The organism is Dactylosporangium siamense (genome assembly GCF_016862795.1).
Taxonomy (GTDB): domain Bacteria; phylum Actinomycetota; class Actinomycetes; order Mycobacteriales; family Micromonosporaceae; genus Dactylosporangium; species Dactylosporangium siamense.
This window is the reverse complement of record NZ_BONQ01000083.1, coordinates 227,115-242,140: the sequence shown is the minus strand read 5'-3', so window position 1 is coordinate 242,140 and position 15,026 is coordinate 227,115. Positions and strand designations below refer to the sequence as shown.

Below are 15,026 nucleotides of genomic sequence, written 5' to 3'. Positions count from 1 at the left end.
CGGCAACGGATCGGCGGCCTGTTTGTGCAGGTCAGGCGGATCTCCACTGTCCCACGGTGTCCCACGGCCCACGCGGTGCGGGGCGCCCCGGTGATCCGATGGGTCCTGTCAGCGAGCGCCACCGCACCACCGCCACCGCACAGAGGAGCACGAGATGCCGACCGAACGGATGCCGAACCCGGCGATGCTGATCCCCGAGGCCATGGAGGCCCTGATGGCCGTCAGCCGGGCCGTCGCCGGTGCCGGGGTCGACGGCAAGCTGCTGGCGCTGAGCCACCTGCGGGCCAGCCAGATCAACGGCTGCGGGCCGTGCGTGGCGGGCGGCGCCGGTCAGGCCCGCCGCAACGGCGCGACCGTGGAACAGGTGGACGCCGTCGCCGCGTGGCGGGAGACGCCCTGGTTCAGCGACGAGGAGCGCGCCGCGCTCGCCCTGACCGAGGCCGTGACGAGGCTCGCCGACCGGGCCGACCCGGTGCCGGACCAGGTGTGGGACATGGCGGCCAAGCACTTCGACCAGAAGGAACTGGCCGCGCTGCTGCTCAACATCGCGATCACGAACACGTTCAACCGGCTCAACGTGCCGACCCGCCAGCAGGCCGGTGCCTGGTAGTCCCGCCCTCCTCCAACCCGTCTTTTCCGATCCGAAAGGAACGTCATCATGGCGACCACGAAGAACACCACCACCGCCACCACGAAGCACGAGGGTTTCACCGAGGACGAGCGCGGTGCCATGAAGGAACGCGCCAAGGAGCTCAAGTCGACCGCCCGCCGCGGCGCCAAGGCCGACACCGAGCCGGAGGTCCTCGCCAAGATCGCCGAGATGTCCGACGCCGACCGCGTGACCGCCGAGCGCATCCACGCCATCGTCAAGGCGAACGCGCCGGTCCTCACCCCGAAGCTCTGGTACGGCATGCCCGCCTACGCCCGTGACGGCAAGGTCGTCCTGTTCTTCCAGAGCGCGGCGAAGTTCAAGACCCGCTACGCGACGCTCGGCTTCAGCGACGAGGCCAACCTGGACGAGGGCAGCATGTGGGCCGCGTACTTCGCGCTGACCACGCTGACCAAGGCGGACGAGACCCGCATCGCCGCCCTCGTGAAGCAGGCAGTGAGCTGACGGTCGACGGCACAGGCAAGGGCCCGTCGCGATGCACGCGACGGGCCCCTTTTGGTGCTGTGGTGTTACGCGGCCGGGTAGTCCGCGAGGTAGACCGGCACGCCGATCTTGGTGGTGTCGGCCGGGTCGCCCACGCCGTTGACGACGTGGTCGATGATGCCGGCGCTGAGGTTGACGGTCATGATGTGGTGCAGCTTGACGCCGGGCGTCGAGGGGACCTCGAAGCCGTTCTCGGTGTGGATCGTCGGGTTGTTCTGGTTGAAGACGTAGACACCGGCGCCGTAGAGGTTGTGGAACTTCACCTTGTTGTTGACCTTGTAGCCGGCGTAGCCCTCGACGGTGCCGTTCATCCAGTCGGCCTGCGTCGGCGGGTCGTACGGCAGCTCGTTCTGGTACAGGACCGTGGTGCCGTGCTCGCCGTTCCAGACGGTGTTGTACTTCTGGAAGTGCTCGACGAAGAGGCCGGTCGCGGTCACGTTGTCGCCGTTGATGACGGCGCCGTAGCGGCCGGTGTTGGTGACCCAGCGCTGGTTGTCGCCGTTGACGCCGCCCGTGAAGCCCTCGACGCCGTGGTCACCGCGCCACACCCAGGTGTGGTCGATGAGCACGTTGTCGCTGTTGACCTGGAGCGCGGTGTCGGTCTTGCCGATGTGCGGGCCGCCGACGCGGAAGTAAACGTCCGACAGCGTGGTCGGGTTCTTCGGGTCGCTGAAGCGCAGCCAGTTGTGCTCCTTGCCGACGCGCAGCAGGACGTCGGACTCCTTGGTGCCCGCGTCGATCGTGACGCCGGCGACGATGATGCCGGGGACGTCCGCGATCTCGAGCGGGGTGGAGCCGTTGACCGCGGTCAGCGTGGCGTGACCGATGCCGAGGACCACCTGGTTGGGCCAGCGGACCTCGATGCTGCGGGCGATGTCGTACGTGCCGGGGGTGAGCAGCAGGTTCTTGCCGGCGAGCAGCGCCAGGTTGATCTTGCTGACCGAGTCGCCCGGCTTGGCGACGTAGAAGTCCGACAGCGGGATGGTGCGGCCCGCGGTCTGACCGGCCGACCAGGTGGTGCCGCTGGTGTTCTTCGCGGCCGACGGCACGCGGACGTTGTACTTGCCGTTGGCGTCGACGAAGAGGTACGGCTTCTCGCGGCTGATCGGGGTGGTCGCGAGCGTGGTGTACGGCGGGTTCGGGAAGGCCGAGTCGTCAGGGGCGCCGACGACGCCCGCGAAGACCTGGTTCCACACGCCGTTGGACCAGGTGCCGACCTCGCTGTTGCGGGTCAGCCACTGCTGCTGGGAGCCGTTGACGATCGTGCCGGCCTTCGAGTCGGCGATGAAGCCGCCACTGGCGTACTGCGGGCCCGCGGTGCAGTAGTCCATCAGCGACAGGTTGCCGCCGGTGACGTTGATGCGCCGCAGCGAGACGGCCTGCGACACGGCCCAGAAGTTGGCCGAGCCGCGGCAGCCGTCCTGGCCCTTGCCGTTGACGTTGATCGACAGGTTGGACAGCGTGCGCCAGAAGTTGACCAGCGCGAGGCAGTTGCTGGTGCCGCCGTTCTCGAGGCAGCGGTTGTACACCTCGACCTTGCCGTTGATGACGACGTCGCCGGGGTTCGCGCCCAGGCCGGCGATCTCGGTGTAGTAGCCGACCTTGAACTGCAGCGGCTGGTCGGCGGTGCCGTACGTGCCGGGCTTGAAGTAGTAGGCGTACCGCGCGGTGCCCATCTCGTTGTCGACCTGCTTGGCGTAGGTCGCGTCGAGCTTCGCCTGGATCTCGCTGACCGGCGTGCTCGGGTCGAAGACGGTGACGTTCGGGCCCAGGTCCTGCGACCCGCCGTGCGTCGACGGGGCCGCGACGGCCGCCGTCCCCATCGTGGCGGTGGCAGTCGTCGCGACCAGGCTGAGCGCGAACACTCGGCCGATGGTGCTACGGCTGACCCACCGCCTCACGGAATGCTCGGACTGGATCGTCATACGGGTGCGTCCTCTCGATCGTGCGGGCGGGTGTGAGGTACACGGATATGAAGGGGTGTAGGAGATGCATCGCGGAATGCGTCGGCGCAGGCGTGAGAGCGCTCTCTCCAGAGTGTTGTTTCTACCGTGTAAATCGGCCGTGCGCTACGTCCCGGCACCCCCGATTTTCTGCGAACCGATCGATCTTCCAGTGGAAATACGGACGTTCCGTGCGATCCATCCGTGGTGCCGGGCAAGGGTTTCGAGAATGCGTGCCGGACTGATCTTCCGGACCACCCGTGAAAGCGCTCCAACGGCCGGGTGAGACGCAGGGTGATTCTGCGGGTTCACCCGGTCCGGACCGCATCGGTGCGCACTGATGGCCGATAGCGTCGCGGCATGCCTCCCGTCCTGGTCCGCCCGTACGTAAGAGTCATCGCACACCACGAGATCCCGCCGGCCGCGCACCCCAACAGCGCGCCCGCCGCGAACCGACCCGTGCCGCCGCTCTACCACCCGCGGCACTCCTCCTGGACCACCCTGCTGCCGCCGCCCGTGGCCGAGCCGAACACCCACCGCATCGACGGCGTCCACCAGGCGCGCCCCGGCCGCGGACCGGGGCACTACCCGGCGGTGGCCTGGACCGTGCTGGTCCTGACCCTCGCCACGACCGGACTCGCCCTGAAGGCCGGCGCCCGGCCCGCCACCTCCGCGCCGGGCGCCGAGCCGGTCGCGGCGGAGGTCACCGCCGCGCCGGCCGGCCAGCTGCAGGTCGCGGTCGTGCCCGCGCCGGGCGCCGCGGCACTGGGGCTCGCGCCCGGGCCTGCGCCGGTCGCGGCCGGCCCGCTCGTCGGCCCGGCCGGCCTCTGCCTGGAGGCCCGCACCGGCGCGGTCCAGCTGCACGGTTGCACCGGCGCCACCACCCAGACCTGGACCGCCCCCGCCGACAGCACGCTGCGCACGGCCGGCCAGTGCCTGCAGCCGACCGCGCTGCGCCTCGTCCTGGCCCGCTGCACCGGCGGCGCGGCACAGCAGTGGGACACCGCCCGGGGCACGCTGGTCGCCCGCTCGTCCCAGCAGTGCCTGACCGGCAAGGGCGGCACACAGCCGTTCCTCGCCCGGTGCACCGGCGGCACGAGCCAGCGCTGGCAACTGCCGTGACCGGGGACTTACGCGACGGTGTCGCCCTCCGCCGGCGCCGGATCGTCCACCGGGCCCGGACCAGTCGCCGCCCAGGATTCCCGATCCTGATGGGCGGGCCCGCGCCGCGGCTGCGGGAACTGCTCGCCGCGGAGCCCGCCGAGCCCGCGGAGCCCGCCGAGCCCGCGGAGCCCGCCGAGCCCGCCGAGCCCGCCGAGCCCGCCGAGCCCGCCGAGCCCCAACCCGGCCGCCGCCGCGTCGCCGCCGTTCACGCCGCGGACCATGACGACGGCCACGGCGACGGCGCCGGAACTCAGCCCGGCACCCGACCCGAACCGTGAGGCGGCCGCCCGCACCGGGCACCGTGAGGACCAGCGCGACGTCCGGGACATCCGCGCGGGACGCGACCCGCGAAGATGGACGTCATGCGGTGGAGCTGGCGGCGCGGCGCGGTGCCGGCGGGGCTGGCCGGGCTCGCCGCCTTCCTGCTCGCCGCGCCCGCCGCGGTGCCCGGCGGCGGCGGTCACCTGGGCAGCCTGCTCGAGACGTTCCTGCCCTGGCTCTGCCTGGTGATCCCGGTGGTGCTGGAGGCGGCGCTGCTGCGCCGGTCGTTCGTCGCGCTGCTCGCCGTGCTGCTGCCCGTCGTGGCATGGCTCGGCCTCTTCGGCGGTGCCCTGCCCGGACCCGGCGCCGCCTACGACCTCACCGTCGTGCAGCACAACGCGAGCGACGAGAACCCCGACCCGGCGGGCACCGCACGCGCCCTGGCGAAGGTCGGGCCGGACCTCATCGCCCTGGAGGAGCTCCTTCCGGAGGCGGTCGACACCTACGCCGCGACGCTCGCGCCGCAGTTTCCGCATCACGTGGTGCACGGCACCGTCGGCCTCTGGTCGAAGCACCCGATCCTGGCCGCCCGGGCGATCGACATCAGGCCCACCGGCGTCGGCGAGGACTGGAACCGGGGCCTGCGCGCCGTGGTCCGGCTGCCGGCGCGAGACGTCGCCGTCTACGTGGCGCACCTGCCGTCGGTGCGCCTCGGCCTGCGCGCCGGGTTCAACGTCACCAGGCGCGACGAGAGCGCCGTGCGGCTCGGCCGGGCGCTGAGCGCCGAACCCCTCGGCACGGTCGTCCTGCTCGGCGACCTCAACAGCACCGTGGACGACCGCGGCCTGCGCCCGGTCACGGCGGTGCTGACCCCGGCCCGGTCGGACCTCGCGTTCAGCTGGCCGGCGGCGCTGCCCGTGGCCCGCATCGACCAGGTCATGACCCGCTCGGCGACGGTCACGAAGCTGTGGCCGCTGCCCGCGACGGGCAGCGACCACCTCCCACTGGCCGCGCGGATCCGGCTGGCTGCAGCTTGATCTCGTAGACGAGGTTGGGCGGGGTCTGGGCGGCGCGGCGGAAGCGGCGGCGATCGAGCCCGCGCTCGCCGCCGCGGCCGCCCGCGTGAGCCGGAGCCACGAGGCGCTCGCAGCGGCCTACGCCGGGGACCCCGACCGGTCCCGGGCGCCGCACGGCCGGGACGCCGCCGGCGCGGTGAGCCTCACCATGCTGGCCTGGATCGCCTACGTCAGCGGGGCGCGGCGAGGCGGCCGAGGCGCACTACTCCCGCGCGATCGACCTGGCCCGCACGTCGGGCGCGACCTTCCTGGTCGGGGTGGCGACCGTGGGGCTGCTGACGGTCCGCGGCCGCGCGGGCCGGGTCCACGAGGCGCTCGAAGGTTATCGCGAGGTCGTCGGCTCCTTCGCGCGAACCGGGAACTGGACCCACCAGTGGGCGACCCTGCGCGACCTCGCCGACCTGCCGCACCGCCCCGGCGACCACGAGCCGGCCGCGCTGCTGCACGCCGCCGCGGACCAGGCACCGGACGCACCCGCCGGTGCGGGCTCCCGCACCCGCACGGACGTGCCGGTCCCGAGCCGCGAGGCGGTCATCGACGCGGCCCGCGATGCGATCGCGCGGAATCCGGCGGGCGCGGACCGGTCCTGACCGCGGCGCCGAAGGTCGCGCGCGGGTCGCGCGCGGGGTGCAGACGGTCGCGCGGATTGCCGCCCAACCGCGCCAACTGGGCGTCTCACACCGGGTCTGGCCTGCCCAGGGCCGATCGTCACTAGCACGGCGGGAGTCCTCGCCACCTGTCAAAAAGCCTTATTACCCAATTTGCTCCGAAAAGTACAGCACCGCCATACATTGCTAGGAGATGGCGCGTCGGCACCGGTGCTGGCGCCTCGCAACGGGGGGTTGGACGCAATGATTCAAGTGAGCAAACCGCGCGACCGCCGGGCAGGGCCCAGACGCGGCCTGCTCGGCTCGGCGGCTGTTTTGACAATGACGGCGGGCTCCCTGTTGGTGGCCTCGCCGGCCTCGGCAGCCGGCAACCTCACCACCTACTCCGCGGACGTCACGGCCGCTCCGCTGTCGCTGAAGGTGGTCTTCACCAACACCGACACCGACGCCACCGGCGCTGTCGTCCCAGCGGCAGCGGACGACCTCAGCAGCTTCACCGCATACGCGGACGGCACCGACGCCGACTCGACCCCGGACTCGAGCTGCACCGTCGCCACGCCCGGCGGAAACGCGACAACGGTGCAGTGCTACATCCCGAATCTGGTTGCCGGCCAGCAGTACACGGTCACCACCAAGGCGCGGAATCTCGCCAACACCGCGGATCTGTCCGCCACGCCGACCGTGACGGCGGCCGGCGCCGCCACGACGCCTACCGCGCTGGCGGCACCGAGCGGCGTGGTGGCGACCGCCACCGGCGTCAGCGGCAAGGTGGACGTCTCCTGGCTCCCCGGTAACAACACCGGGGCCACCGTCAACAACTTCACCGTGACGGCCCTGGCCGCCGGCGTTGCCACGGACAAGACCTGCACCAGCACGAACGGTTCGGTCTACACCTGCACGGTGACCGGACTGACCGACGGCACCGCCTACACCTTCACCGCGGTCGCCAACGGCCCGAGCTCGACGGTCTCGGCGGCCAGCACCGCCAGCGGACCGGCGACGCCCGGTGTGGCGCCCGACGCGCCGACCGACGTGGTCGCCAGCACGACGGTCGCGGGCACCGCAACCGTGTCCTGGACCCCCTCGGCGACCGCCGGGGTCACCGGCTACGCGGTCACGGCGTGGAAGAACGACGTCGCCGACGCGCCCACCACCACATGCACGCCGGTCGTCACCGGTTCCACGGCGATCACCTGCACCGCCACGTCCCTGGTGGCCGGCGCGGTGTACAAGTTCAAGGTCACCGCGGCCAAGGGCGCGCTGACCTCGGCGGCCGCCGATTCGAACGAGATCAACATCCTGGGCAGTGTGGGCGTGCCCACCAGCATCGTGGCGACCGGTGGCGACACCGAGGCCACCGTGTCCTGGGCCGCGCCGGCGTCGGGCACCGCCGCCAAGTACCGGGTGACCGCCACGTCGGCCGGTGTGATCAAGACGTGCGTCACCACCGGCATGACCTGCACCGTCACCGGCCTGACCAACGGGGCCACCTACACCCTGGCGGTCGCGGCCATCAACAGCAGCGGCACGCAGTCCGCCGCCACCGCCTCGGTGCCGCCCACGGTCATGCCCGCCGTGGTGCCGAAGCCCTCGGCGCCGGCCGTCACGCCGCCCGCCGCCGATGACGTCACCTCCACCTCGGCGACGATCGCCTGGACCCCTGCCGCTCCCGTCGGTGGTGCCGCCGTCGTGTACTACGTCGCGACCGCGACTCCCACCGCACCGGCCGCGGCCAGCGCCGGGGCCCTGAGCTGCACGGCCGTCGCGCCGGCTGTCACCTGCTCGATCAACGGACTGACGCCCGGCACGGCATACGACGTCACCGTCGTCGCCTACGCCAGCCCGACCGTGTACAGCACCGCCGCGTCGACCCCCATCACCACCGATGGTGCGGCTCCCGGCTCCGCCGGTGCGATGCACGGGCCGATCATCACCAACCACGACGGGCTGTCGCAGATGTTCGCCCGTGGCGGCGACAACAACCTGTACACGAGCGTCCAGGCCGCCAACGGCACCTGGGGCGCGTGGACCAACCTGAGCGGCCTCATCTTCAGCGACCCGACCGCCGTGCTCAACGCCAACGGCCGGATCACGGTCTTCGCGATCGGCGGCGACCACTCGATCTGGTACCGGCTGCAGAACGGCGACGGCTCCTTCGCCTGGTGGACCCGCCTCGGCGCGGAGAAGTACGCCATCGACATCGAGGTCGCGCAGAACGCCGACGGCACCGTCGCGGTCTTCACCCGCGGTCAGGACAGCAACCTGTACTCGCAGGTCCAGACCGACCCGGCCGACCCGTCGCAGTGGTCCGGCTGGACCAACATGAGCGGCCTCATCTACAGCAACCCGACGGCGTTCACCCGCGCCGACGGTGTGATGGAGGTCTTCGCGGTCGGTGCGGACGGATCGGTCTGGCACCGCGTCCAGTCCGCGCCGAACTCCGGCACCTGGGGCTGGTGGACCCACGTCGCCTAAGAGCGCGACCGAACACAAGTAGCGGCGAACGCCCCGGGGCCCTCCCCCGGGGCGTTCGTCTGTCCGGACCCGGCATGATCGGACCCATGCGCGTCACGACGCTGGGGGAGCTGACCGTCGACGGGCGGCCGGTGAAGGGCGCGCGGCTGGCGGCGGTGGTCCGGGCGCTCATCGACGCGCGTGGGCGGGCGGTGTCCGTCGGCGCGCTCGTCGACGCCGTCTGGGACGCCGATCCGCCCGACGACGCACCCGGCGCGGTGCAGGCGCTGGTGTCGCGGGCCCGCCGGCTCGGACTGGCGGTGACCGCCGCTCCCGGTGGCTACCTGGTGCCCGTCGAGGCCGTCGAGGTCGACGTCGTCGTGGGCCGGGCGCTGCTGGACCACGGGCGGCGCGCCCTGGACCGCGGTGACCCCGACGCGGCGGCGGCCGCGGCGCGGGAGGCCCGAGCGCTCTTCCCGGAGGCGCCCGACCTCGACGACGCCGCCGGCCCGGCCCCGCTGTTCGCAGAGACCGCGGGCCTGGCCGCGGAGGCGGCGCTCGCCGCCGGCCGGCCCGGGGACGACGCCGACCTGCGCCGGCTCGTCGCGCACCGGCCGCCGCACGAACCGTCGGCGGTCCTGCTGGTGCGGATCCTCGCCGCGCAGGGTCGCGACGCCGAGGCCCTGGAAGTGGTCGAACGCCTGCGGGCCGACCTCGCCGACGGCTACGGCGCCGACCCGTCGCCGGCGGTCGCGGCCGCGCACGTGGCGCTGCTGCGGGGCGAGCTCACGCCGCGGGTCGCGCCGAAGACGGCGCTGCCGGCCGGGTGGCGGCGGGCGATGACCCCGCTCGTCGGGCGGGAGCGGGACGTGGCCGCGGTCCTCGCGGCCCTGGAAACGGCGCCGCTGGTGACGGTCGTGGCCGCCGGCGGGGCCGGGAAGACCAGGCTCGCCGCCGAGGTCGCCCGGCGGGTCGTGGCCCGCGGGCGGGCCGTGCACGTGGTGGAGCTGGCCGGCGTGCGCACCTCGGCCGAGGTGCTGCCGGCGGTGCTCGCCGCGGTCAGTGGGCCGGACTCCGGGGTGGGCCGGGCGGAGTGGCGGTCGGCCGGTTCCGGCGAGCGGCTGGCGCTGGTCGTACCGGAGCTGCACGGGCTTCTGGTTCTTGACAATTGCGAACACGTCCTGGAAGCGGCGGCCGCAGCGGCCGCGGAACTGCTCGCCGCGCCGGACCTCGCGGTGCTCGCGACCAGCCGGGCGCCGCTGAGCCTGCCCGGCGAGGTGGTCCACCGGCTCGGGACGCTGCCCGACGCCGCCGCGCTGGACCTTCTCGACGCGCGGGTCCGGGCCGGTGGGGCGACGCCCGGCGATCCGGACGCCGCCCTGGAGCTGTGCCACCGGCTCGACAACCTGCCGCTCGCGCTCGAGCTCGCCGCGGCCCGGCTCCGGCACATGCCGATCGACGACGTCCTGGCCGGGCTCGCCGACCGGTTCGGGCTGCTCGACGACGCGCTGCGCGGGCTGCCGGACCGGCACGCGAGCCTGTGGGCGATGGTCGACTGGAGCCGCGAGCTGCTCGGCGCCGGCGACCGGGAGCTGCTGGAGCGGCTCGCGGTGATCCCGGCGCCGTTCACCGCCGCGCTCGCCGGCGCTGTCGCCGCTGTGGAGGATCGGGACGTCCGGCGCGGGCTGGCGATGCTGGTCGAGCAGTCGCTGCTGTCGCTGGAGGCCGGCGAGGACGGCGTGCCGCGGTATCGGATGCTGGAGACCGTCCGGGAATACGGCGAGGTCCGCCTCGACGCGGCCGGCACCCGCGACGCCGCGATGGGCGGCCTGGTCCGGTGGGCGGCGCGGCTGGGCGCGCGGGTCGCCGCGGCCTTCCTCACGCCGGACCAGCTGCCGGCGTTCCGGGAGTGCGGGCTCGAACAGGACAACCTGATCGCCGCGCTGCGGTGGGCCCTGGCCCACGAGGACGACGCGGCGGCGGTCGACGTGATGACGGCGCTCGCGCACCTGTGGACGGTGCGCGGCCTGCACCCGGAGGTCATCACGTGGACGCTGCGGGTGCTCCGGGTCGACGACCCGGCGGCCCAGCACCGCTCGGCGCTGCTGCGCGGGGATCCGGTCGTCAACGCCGAACGGGCCACCTGGCTGTGCCTGTTCACCGGGCTCAACGCGTTCGTCGTGGACACGCCGCGGCTGTTCGCGCTCGTGCTGAAGGTCCTGCGGGCGTTCGGCCCGCGCAGCCACGAGGTGTCGACCCGGGCCTGGACCCTCGCGTCGTCGCTGCGCGCGCTGAGCTCGTCGGACCTCGACGCGGCCGTGCTCGCCGCCGGTGACCTGGTCGGCAACCCCGACCGGTACGTGCAGGGCTTCGGGCTCTACTTCCGGGCCCTCATGCACGAGAACCGGGGGGACCTCGCCCGGTCCGTCGCCGACGCGACCCTGGCCTACCAGCGCTTCGAGGAGGTCGGCGACCACTGGGGGATGGGCACGACCGCGCAGACCATCGGCGGGCGCGGCGGGCCGGACGCGCAGGAGTGGCTGCGGCGCAGCGAGCGGCACATGGACCTGCTCGGCGCCGCCCAGGACCTCGGCTCGATCCGGGTCCAGCTCGACGCGCGGGCAGCGTTCGCCGGCGACACCGCCGCGGCCGACCGGCTCAGGGCCGTGGCCCGGGCGCCCGGCACGCAGGAGATGGACGCCGGGCTGGCGGACCTGGTGCTCGGCCAGCTCGCCCTGGCGCACGGCGACCACGCCGAGGCCGAGGCGCGGGCCGGCCGGGTCCTCGCCGTCCTTGAAGGCATCGAGATCAACGTGCCGCAGGTGCGGGTGTTGTACCGCAGCTGCGTCGCCGTGCTGTTGCTGCGCCTGTCGGCGCCTTCCCGGGCCGGTGGGTTGCTCCGGCAGGCGTTGGATGAGGCGCTGACCACCTACGACATCCCGGTGTTCGGGGTGCTGACGCTGGCCGGTGCGACCTTCGCGGCGCACCGCGGCGCACCCTCGGCGGCGGAGCTGTGGGCGCTCGGGCTGCGGCTCGGCGGCAACGTCGAGCTGCTGTTCCCGGACGGTGCCGGGGTGCCGCCGGCCGGCGAGGACGGCTGGAACTGGCACGAGCGGCCGGTGACCGAAGCCACCGACCGCGTCCGTGCCCTCATGTCAGACCTTCTTACGGTAGGCCGCCAGGGCTAGCGGCATGAACACGATCACGAAGGCCGCGCACCAGCCGAGGGTCCACCACACGTGGTTGCCGACCGGCGTGCCGAGGAACAGCCCGCGCATCGACTGGACCAGGTGCGTCAGCGGGTTGACCTTCACGAACCCCTGCATCCAGCCGGGCAGCGTGAACGTGCCGACGAACACGTTGGACGCGAACGTCAGCGGCATGATCACCAGGAACCCGATGCCCTGCACCGCGCCGGACGTCCGCACGAGCATCCCGACGAACACCAGCGCCCAGCTCAGGCAGACCCCGAACAGGACCGCGAGCAGGCAGCCGGCGATCGCGTGCAGCGGGCTGGCATGGATGCGGAAGCCCATCAGGTAGGCGAACGCGAACGTCGAGATGGTGACGATGACGTATCGGACGACGTCGCCGAGGACCGCGCCGATGAGCGGGGCCGACCGGGCGATCGGCAGCGACCGGAACCGGTCGAAGATGCCCTTCTCCAGGTCGTTGTTGAGGTTGACGCCGATGGAGATGGCGCCCATCGCGACCGTCTGGGCGAGGATGCCCGGCATCAGGAACTGCAGGTATTCGTGCGTGCCGCCGGCGATCGCGCCGCCGAAGATGTAGACGAAGATGACCAGGAACAGGGCCGGCTGGACCGTGACGTCGATCAACGCCTCCGGGGTCCGCCAGGTCTTGATCAGGCTGCGTTTTGTCAGTTCGAGCGAATGGCGTACCAGTCGCAGGGGTTTGAACTGGCTCTTCAAGGGTTGTACGGCGATGGCGGTCACTTGTGGTTCCCTTCGGTGTCTTTGCGGCCGGTCAGGGTGAAGAAGACCTCGTCGAGGCTGGGCAGGTGCATGGAGAGCTCGGTGACGACGATCCCGGCCGTGGCGAGCCGGGCGACGGACTCGGTGAGCGCCTCGTCGCCGCTGACCGGGACCGCCAGGACGCCCTTGCGGGTCATTTCCGCCGGCTTCTGGTTGGTCGCGACCGAGGCCAGGATCAGCCCGGTCTTCTCCAGGTCCGCCGGGTCGGCGGGACGCACCTCGAGGGTCTGCCCGCCGACGATCCGCTTCAGCTGCTCCGGGGTGTCGTTGGCGATGACCCGGCCGTGGTCGATGACGGTGATCTCGTCGGCGAGGGCCTCCGCCTCCTCCAGGTACTGCGTGGTCAGCAGCACCGTCGAACCGTCGCGGACCAGCGTGCGCACCACCTGCCACATGTCCTCGCGCTTGGACGGGTCCAGGCCGGTCGTCGGCTCGTCCAGGAAGATCACGTCCGGGCGGCCGACGAGGCTCGCGGCCAGGTCGAGCCGGCGGCGCATGCCACCGGAGTAGGTCTTGGCCGGCCGGTCCGCGGCCTCGGTCAGGTCGAACCACTCGAGAAGCTCTTTGGCGCGGTGCTTCGCGGCGCTCTTGCGCAGGTCGAGCAGGGTGCCGAAGAGCACCAGGTTCTGCCGGCCGGTCAGGTCCTCGTCGACACTCGCGTACTGGCCGGTCAGCCCGATGCGGGACCGGACCTTCTCGGCGTCGCGGACCACGTCGAAGCCGGCGATACGGGCCTGCCCGGCGTCCGGCCGCAGCAGCGTGGACAGGATGCGCACGGCGGTGGTCTTGCCGGCACCGTTGGGTCCGAGCACGCCGTGCACGGTGCCGCGGGGGACGGCGAGGTCGACGCCCTGCAGCGCCCTCGTCTCCCCGAATCGCTTGACGAGGCCCTCGGCCTCGACCATCACGTCTGTCATGGACCCACCGTGCGCGGGGCCGCTGACACGGGGCCGACACGGCACCGACACGGGTTTTGAACCCCGTGTCGGGTGCCGTGCATCGTCTTGGTGTTCCCGTCTCCGTCGGTACCCACGGCAGGCTGGAGGACCGGCGGGCCGCCATTCTCCGCGACGGCGCCGTGGCCGACCTTCCCATGCCGGACGGGGCGGTCATCAGCGACGCGGTCGCGGTCAACGACCGGGGCGAGATCGCCGGGATCGTCTACTACCCGGACTCCAGCGCCAAGGCCGTCGTCTGGCCGGCCACCCACGACCGGGCGCGGCTGCTCCAGGCCGGGGGCAAGGACACGATGGCGGCCGGGATCGGGGAGGACGGCACCGTCGGCACCGTCGGCACACGGGAGCGGGCATACCGCTGGACACCCGACGGCACCGGCCGTGCGTTGGCGCTGCCGGAGGGGTACCTCAGCAGCGAGGGCCAGGCGATCAGCGGCGACTGGGCGATCGGGGTCGCGTCCACCGGCCGGGCGGCGAGGACGGCAAGGAGGAGCTGGTCGCCCGCAGCACGCCGGTCCGCTGGAACCTGGCCACCGGGGCCGTCGAGCACAGGGTTACCCGTCGTGCCGGTCGCGGTGGACGGCACCGGCGCGATCGCCGGGCGGGGACCCGGGGAGCAGGCGACGGTCTGGCGCGACGGCGCCCTCTTCACGCTGCCGTCGCTGGACGGGCGGCGGGCCATCGTCAGCGGCTTCGCCGGCGACGGCCACACGCTGGTCGGTCACAGCGACGGGCCCGGTGGGCTCTCGCCGGTGGTCTGGCGCGGCTGCTGACACCGTTTACGCTTGGTGTTCATGTATGTGCCCAAGCACTTCGCCGCGCCGTCCGATGCCGCCGTCCACGAGTTGCTGTCGCGGGCGGCGGCCTGTGACCTGGTCACCTGGGACGGCCAGGGCATGGTCGCGACCACGCTGCCGCTGCTGTTCGACCCGGCGGCGGGGGTGCTGTCCGGGCACGTCGCCCGGAACAACACCCAGTGGCAGCACACCGGCAGCGAGGCGCTGACGATCGTGCGGGGTCCCGACGCGTACGTGTCACCGTCGGCGTACGCGTCCAAACGCGAACACGGCCGCGTCGTGCCGACCTGGAACTACATCACCGCGCACGTCTACGGCACGCTCGTCGCCCACGACGACCCCGCGTGGACCGAGGACCTGGTGCGCCGGCTCACCGAGCGCCACGAGGCCGGTCGCCCGTCGCCCTGGTCCGTGGCCGACGCGCCACGCGCCTTCATCGAGGGGCAACTGCGCGCGATCGTCGGCATCGAGCTCGTGATCACCAGGGTCGAGGCAAAGTGGAAACTGAGCCAGAACCGCAGCGCCGAGGACATCGCCGGGGTCCGCGACGACCTGCGCGCCGACCACCGCGGCAGCGAGACCGAGCGGCAGGTGGCCGCGGCGATGGACGTCTTCTGAC

At 72.7% G+C, this 15,026-nt stretch carries 13 protein-coding genes; 9 read left to right on the top strand and 4 right to left on the bottom strand.

Annotation, left to right across the window (positions count from 1 at the left end; all coding sequences use genetic code 11):
• Window positions 1–154: 154 nt before the first annotated feature.
• Both Dsi01nite_RS28025 and Dsi01nite_RS28020 read left to right on the top strand, forming a co-directional pair.
• On the top strand, window positions 155–610 hold the full coding sequence (locus Dsi01nite_RS28025; RefSeq protein ID WP_203849256.1) for a carboxymuconolactone decarboxylase family protein: 456 nt from the start codon (window positions 155–157) through the stop codon (window positions 608–610).
• Between the two features lie 48 nt (window positions 611–658).
• Complete coding sequence (locus tag Dsi01nite_RS28020) at window positions 659–1,114, top strand: iron chaperone (RefSeq protein ID WP_203849255.1); 456 nt, start codon at window positions 659–661, stop codon at window positions 1,112–1,114.
• Between the two features lie 65 nt (window positions 1,115–1,179).
• Here the strand turns inward: Dsi01nite_RS28020 and Dsi01nite_RS28015 are convergent, their stop codons facing one another.
• Window positions 1,180–3,078: a pectate lyase-like domain-containing protein gene (locus tag Dsi01nite_RS28015; protein WP_373318848.1), complete on the bottom strand. Its 1,899-nt coding sequence runs from the start codon at window positions 3,076–3,078 to the stop codon at window positions 1,180–1,182.
• Window positions 3,079–3,456: 378 nt separating this feature from the next.
• Here Dsi01nite_RS28015 and Dsi01nite_RS28010 point away from each other — a divergent pair, with 378 nt between their 5' ends.
• A complete protein-coding gene (locus tag Dsi01nite_RS28010) occupies window positions 3,457–4,218 on the top strand; it encodes a ricin-type beta-trefoil lectin domain protein (RefSeq protein WP_203849253.1) in 762 nt (253 codons plus the stop codon).
• A gap of 8 nt (window positions 4,219–4,226) precedes the next feature.
• Here the strand turns inward: Dsi01nite_RS28010 and Dsi01nite_RS28005 are convergent, their stop codons facing one another.
• Complete coding sequence (locus tag Dsi01nite_RS28005; protein ID WP_203849252.1) at window positions 4,227–4,553, bottom strand: hypothetical protein; 327 nt, start codon at window positions 4,551–4,553, stop codon at window positions 4,227–4,229.
• A gap of 69 nt (window positions 4,554–4,622) precedes the next feature.
• Between Dsi01nite_RS28005 and Dsi01nite_RS28000 the strand changes: the two genes are divergently transcribed.
• The 4 genes from Dsi01nite_RS28000 to Dsi01nite_RS27985 all read left to right on the top strand — a co-directional run bounded on the left by Dsi01nite_RS28000 (window position 4,623) and on the right by Dsi01nite_RS27985 (window position 11,847).
• On the top strand, window positions 4,623–5,558 hold the full coding sequence (locus Dsi01nite_RS28000; RefSeq protein ID WP_239136225.1) for an endonuclease/exonuclease/phosphatase family protein: 936 nt from the start codon (window positions 4,623–4,625) through the stop codon (window positions 5,556–5,558).
• Window positions 5,559–5,863: 305 nt separating this feature from the next.
• On the top strand, window positions 5,864–6,187 hold the full coding sequence (locus tag Dsi01nite_RS27995; RefSeq protein ID WP_203849251.1) for a hypothetical protein: 324 nt from the start codon (window positions 5,864–5,866) through the stop codon (window positions 6,185–6,187).
• A 339-nt stretch (window positions 6,188–6,526) separates the two neighbouring features.
• Window positions 6,527–8,680: a fibronectin type III domain-containing protein gene (locus Dsi01nite_RS27990; RefSeq protein ID WP_203849250.1), complete on the top strand. Its 2,154-nt coding sequence runs from the start codon at window positions 6,527–6,529 to the stop codon at window positions 8,678–8,680.
• Window positions 8,681–8,766: 86 nt separating this feature from the next.
• On the top strand, window positions 8,767–11,847 hold the full coding sequence (locus Dsi01nite_RS27985; protein WP_203849249.1) for an ATP-binding protein: 3,081 nt from the start codon (window positions 8,767–8,769) through the stop codon (window positions 11,845–11,847).
• On the opposite strand, the gene Dsi01nite_RS27980 is transcribed toward Dsi01nite_RS27985, so the two are convergent.
• Window positions 11,815–12,615, bottom strand: coding sequence for an ABC transporter permease (locus Dsi01nite_RS27980; RefSeq protein WP_239136224.1), 801 nt, complete (start codon window positions 12,613–12,615; stop codon window positions 11,815–11,817). The genes Dsi01nite_RS27985 and Dsi01nite_RS27980 overlap by 33 nt on opposite strands.
• Window positions 12,612–13,571, bottom strand: a complete 960-nt coding sequence (locus tag Dsi01nite_RS27975) for an ATP-binding cassette domain-containing protein (RefSeq protein ID WP_203849248.1) — start codon at window positions 13,569–13,571, stop codon at window positions 12,612–12,614. The genes Dsi01nite_RS27980 and Dsi01nite_RS27975 overlap by 4 nt, the downstream gene beginning before the upstream one ends.
• A 77-nt stretch (window positions 13,572–13,648) precedes the next feature.
• On the opposite strand from Dsi01nite_RS27975, the gene Dsi01nite_RS27970 reads away from it, so the two are divergent.
• Window positions 13,649–14,383 (top strand): hypothetical protein, encoded by a 735-nt coding sequence (locus Dsi01nite_RS27970; RefSeq protein ID WP_203849247.1) that lies wholly within the window; start codon window positions 13,649–13,651, stop codon window positions 14,381–14,383.
• Between the two features lie 21 nt (window positions 14,384–14,404).
• Window positions 14,405–15,025 (top strand): FMN-binding negative transcriptional regulator, encoded by a 621-nt coding sequence (locus tag Dsi01nite_RS27965; protein ID WP_203849246.1) that lies wholly within the window; start codon window positions 14,405–14,407, stop codon window positions 15,023–15,025.
• Window position 15,026 lies beyond the last annotated feature (1 nt).

What these genes read in the sequence shown, in the direction of transcription:
- Dsi01nite_RS28025 (WP_203849256.1), top strand. Translation starts at nt 155, where the DNA reads ATGCCGACCGAACGGATGCCGAACCCGGCGATGCTGATCCCCGAGGCC.
- Dsi01nite_RS28020 (WP_203849255.1), top strand. Translation starts at nt 659, where the DNA reads ATGGCGACCACGAAGAACACCACCACCGCCACCACGAAGCACGAGGGT.
- Dsi01nite_RS28015 (WP_373318848.1), bottom strand. Translation starts at nt 3,078, where the DNA reads ATGACGATCCAGTCCGAGCATTCCGTGAGGCGGTGGGTCAGCCGTAGC.
- Dsi01nite_RS28010 (WP_203849253.1), top strand. Translation starts at nt 3,457, where the DNA reads ATGCCTCCCGTCCTGGTCCGCCCGTACGTAAGAGTCATCGCACACCAC.
- Dsi01nite_RS28000 (WP_239136225.1), top strand. Translation starts at nt 4,623, where the DNA reads ATGCGGTGGAGCTGGCGGCGCGGCGCGGTGCCGGCGGGGCTGGCCGGG.
- Dsi01nite_RS27990 (WP_203849250.1), top strand. Translation starts at nt 6,527, where the DNA reads ATGACGGCGGGCTCCCTGTTGGTGGCCTCGCCGGCCTCGGCAGCCGGC.
- Dsi01nite_RS27985 (WP_203849249.1), top strand. Translation starts at nt 8,767, where the DNA reads ATGCGCGTCACGACGCTGGGGGAGCTGACCGTCGACGGGCGGCCGGTG.
- Dsi01nite_RS27975 (WP_203849248.1), bottom strand. Translation starts at nt 13,571, where the DNA reads ATGACAGACGTGATGGTCGAGGCCGAGGGCCTCGTCAAGCGATTCGGG.
- Dsi01nite_RS27965 (WP_203849246.1), top strand. Translation starts at nt 14,405, where the DNA reads ATGTATGTGCCCAAGCACTTCGCCGCGCCGTCCGATGCCGCCGTCCAC.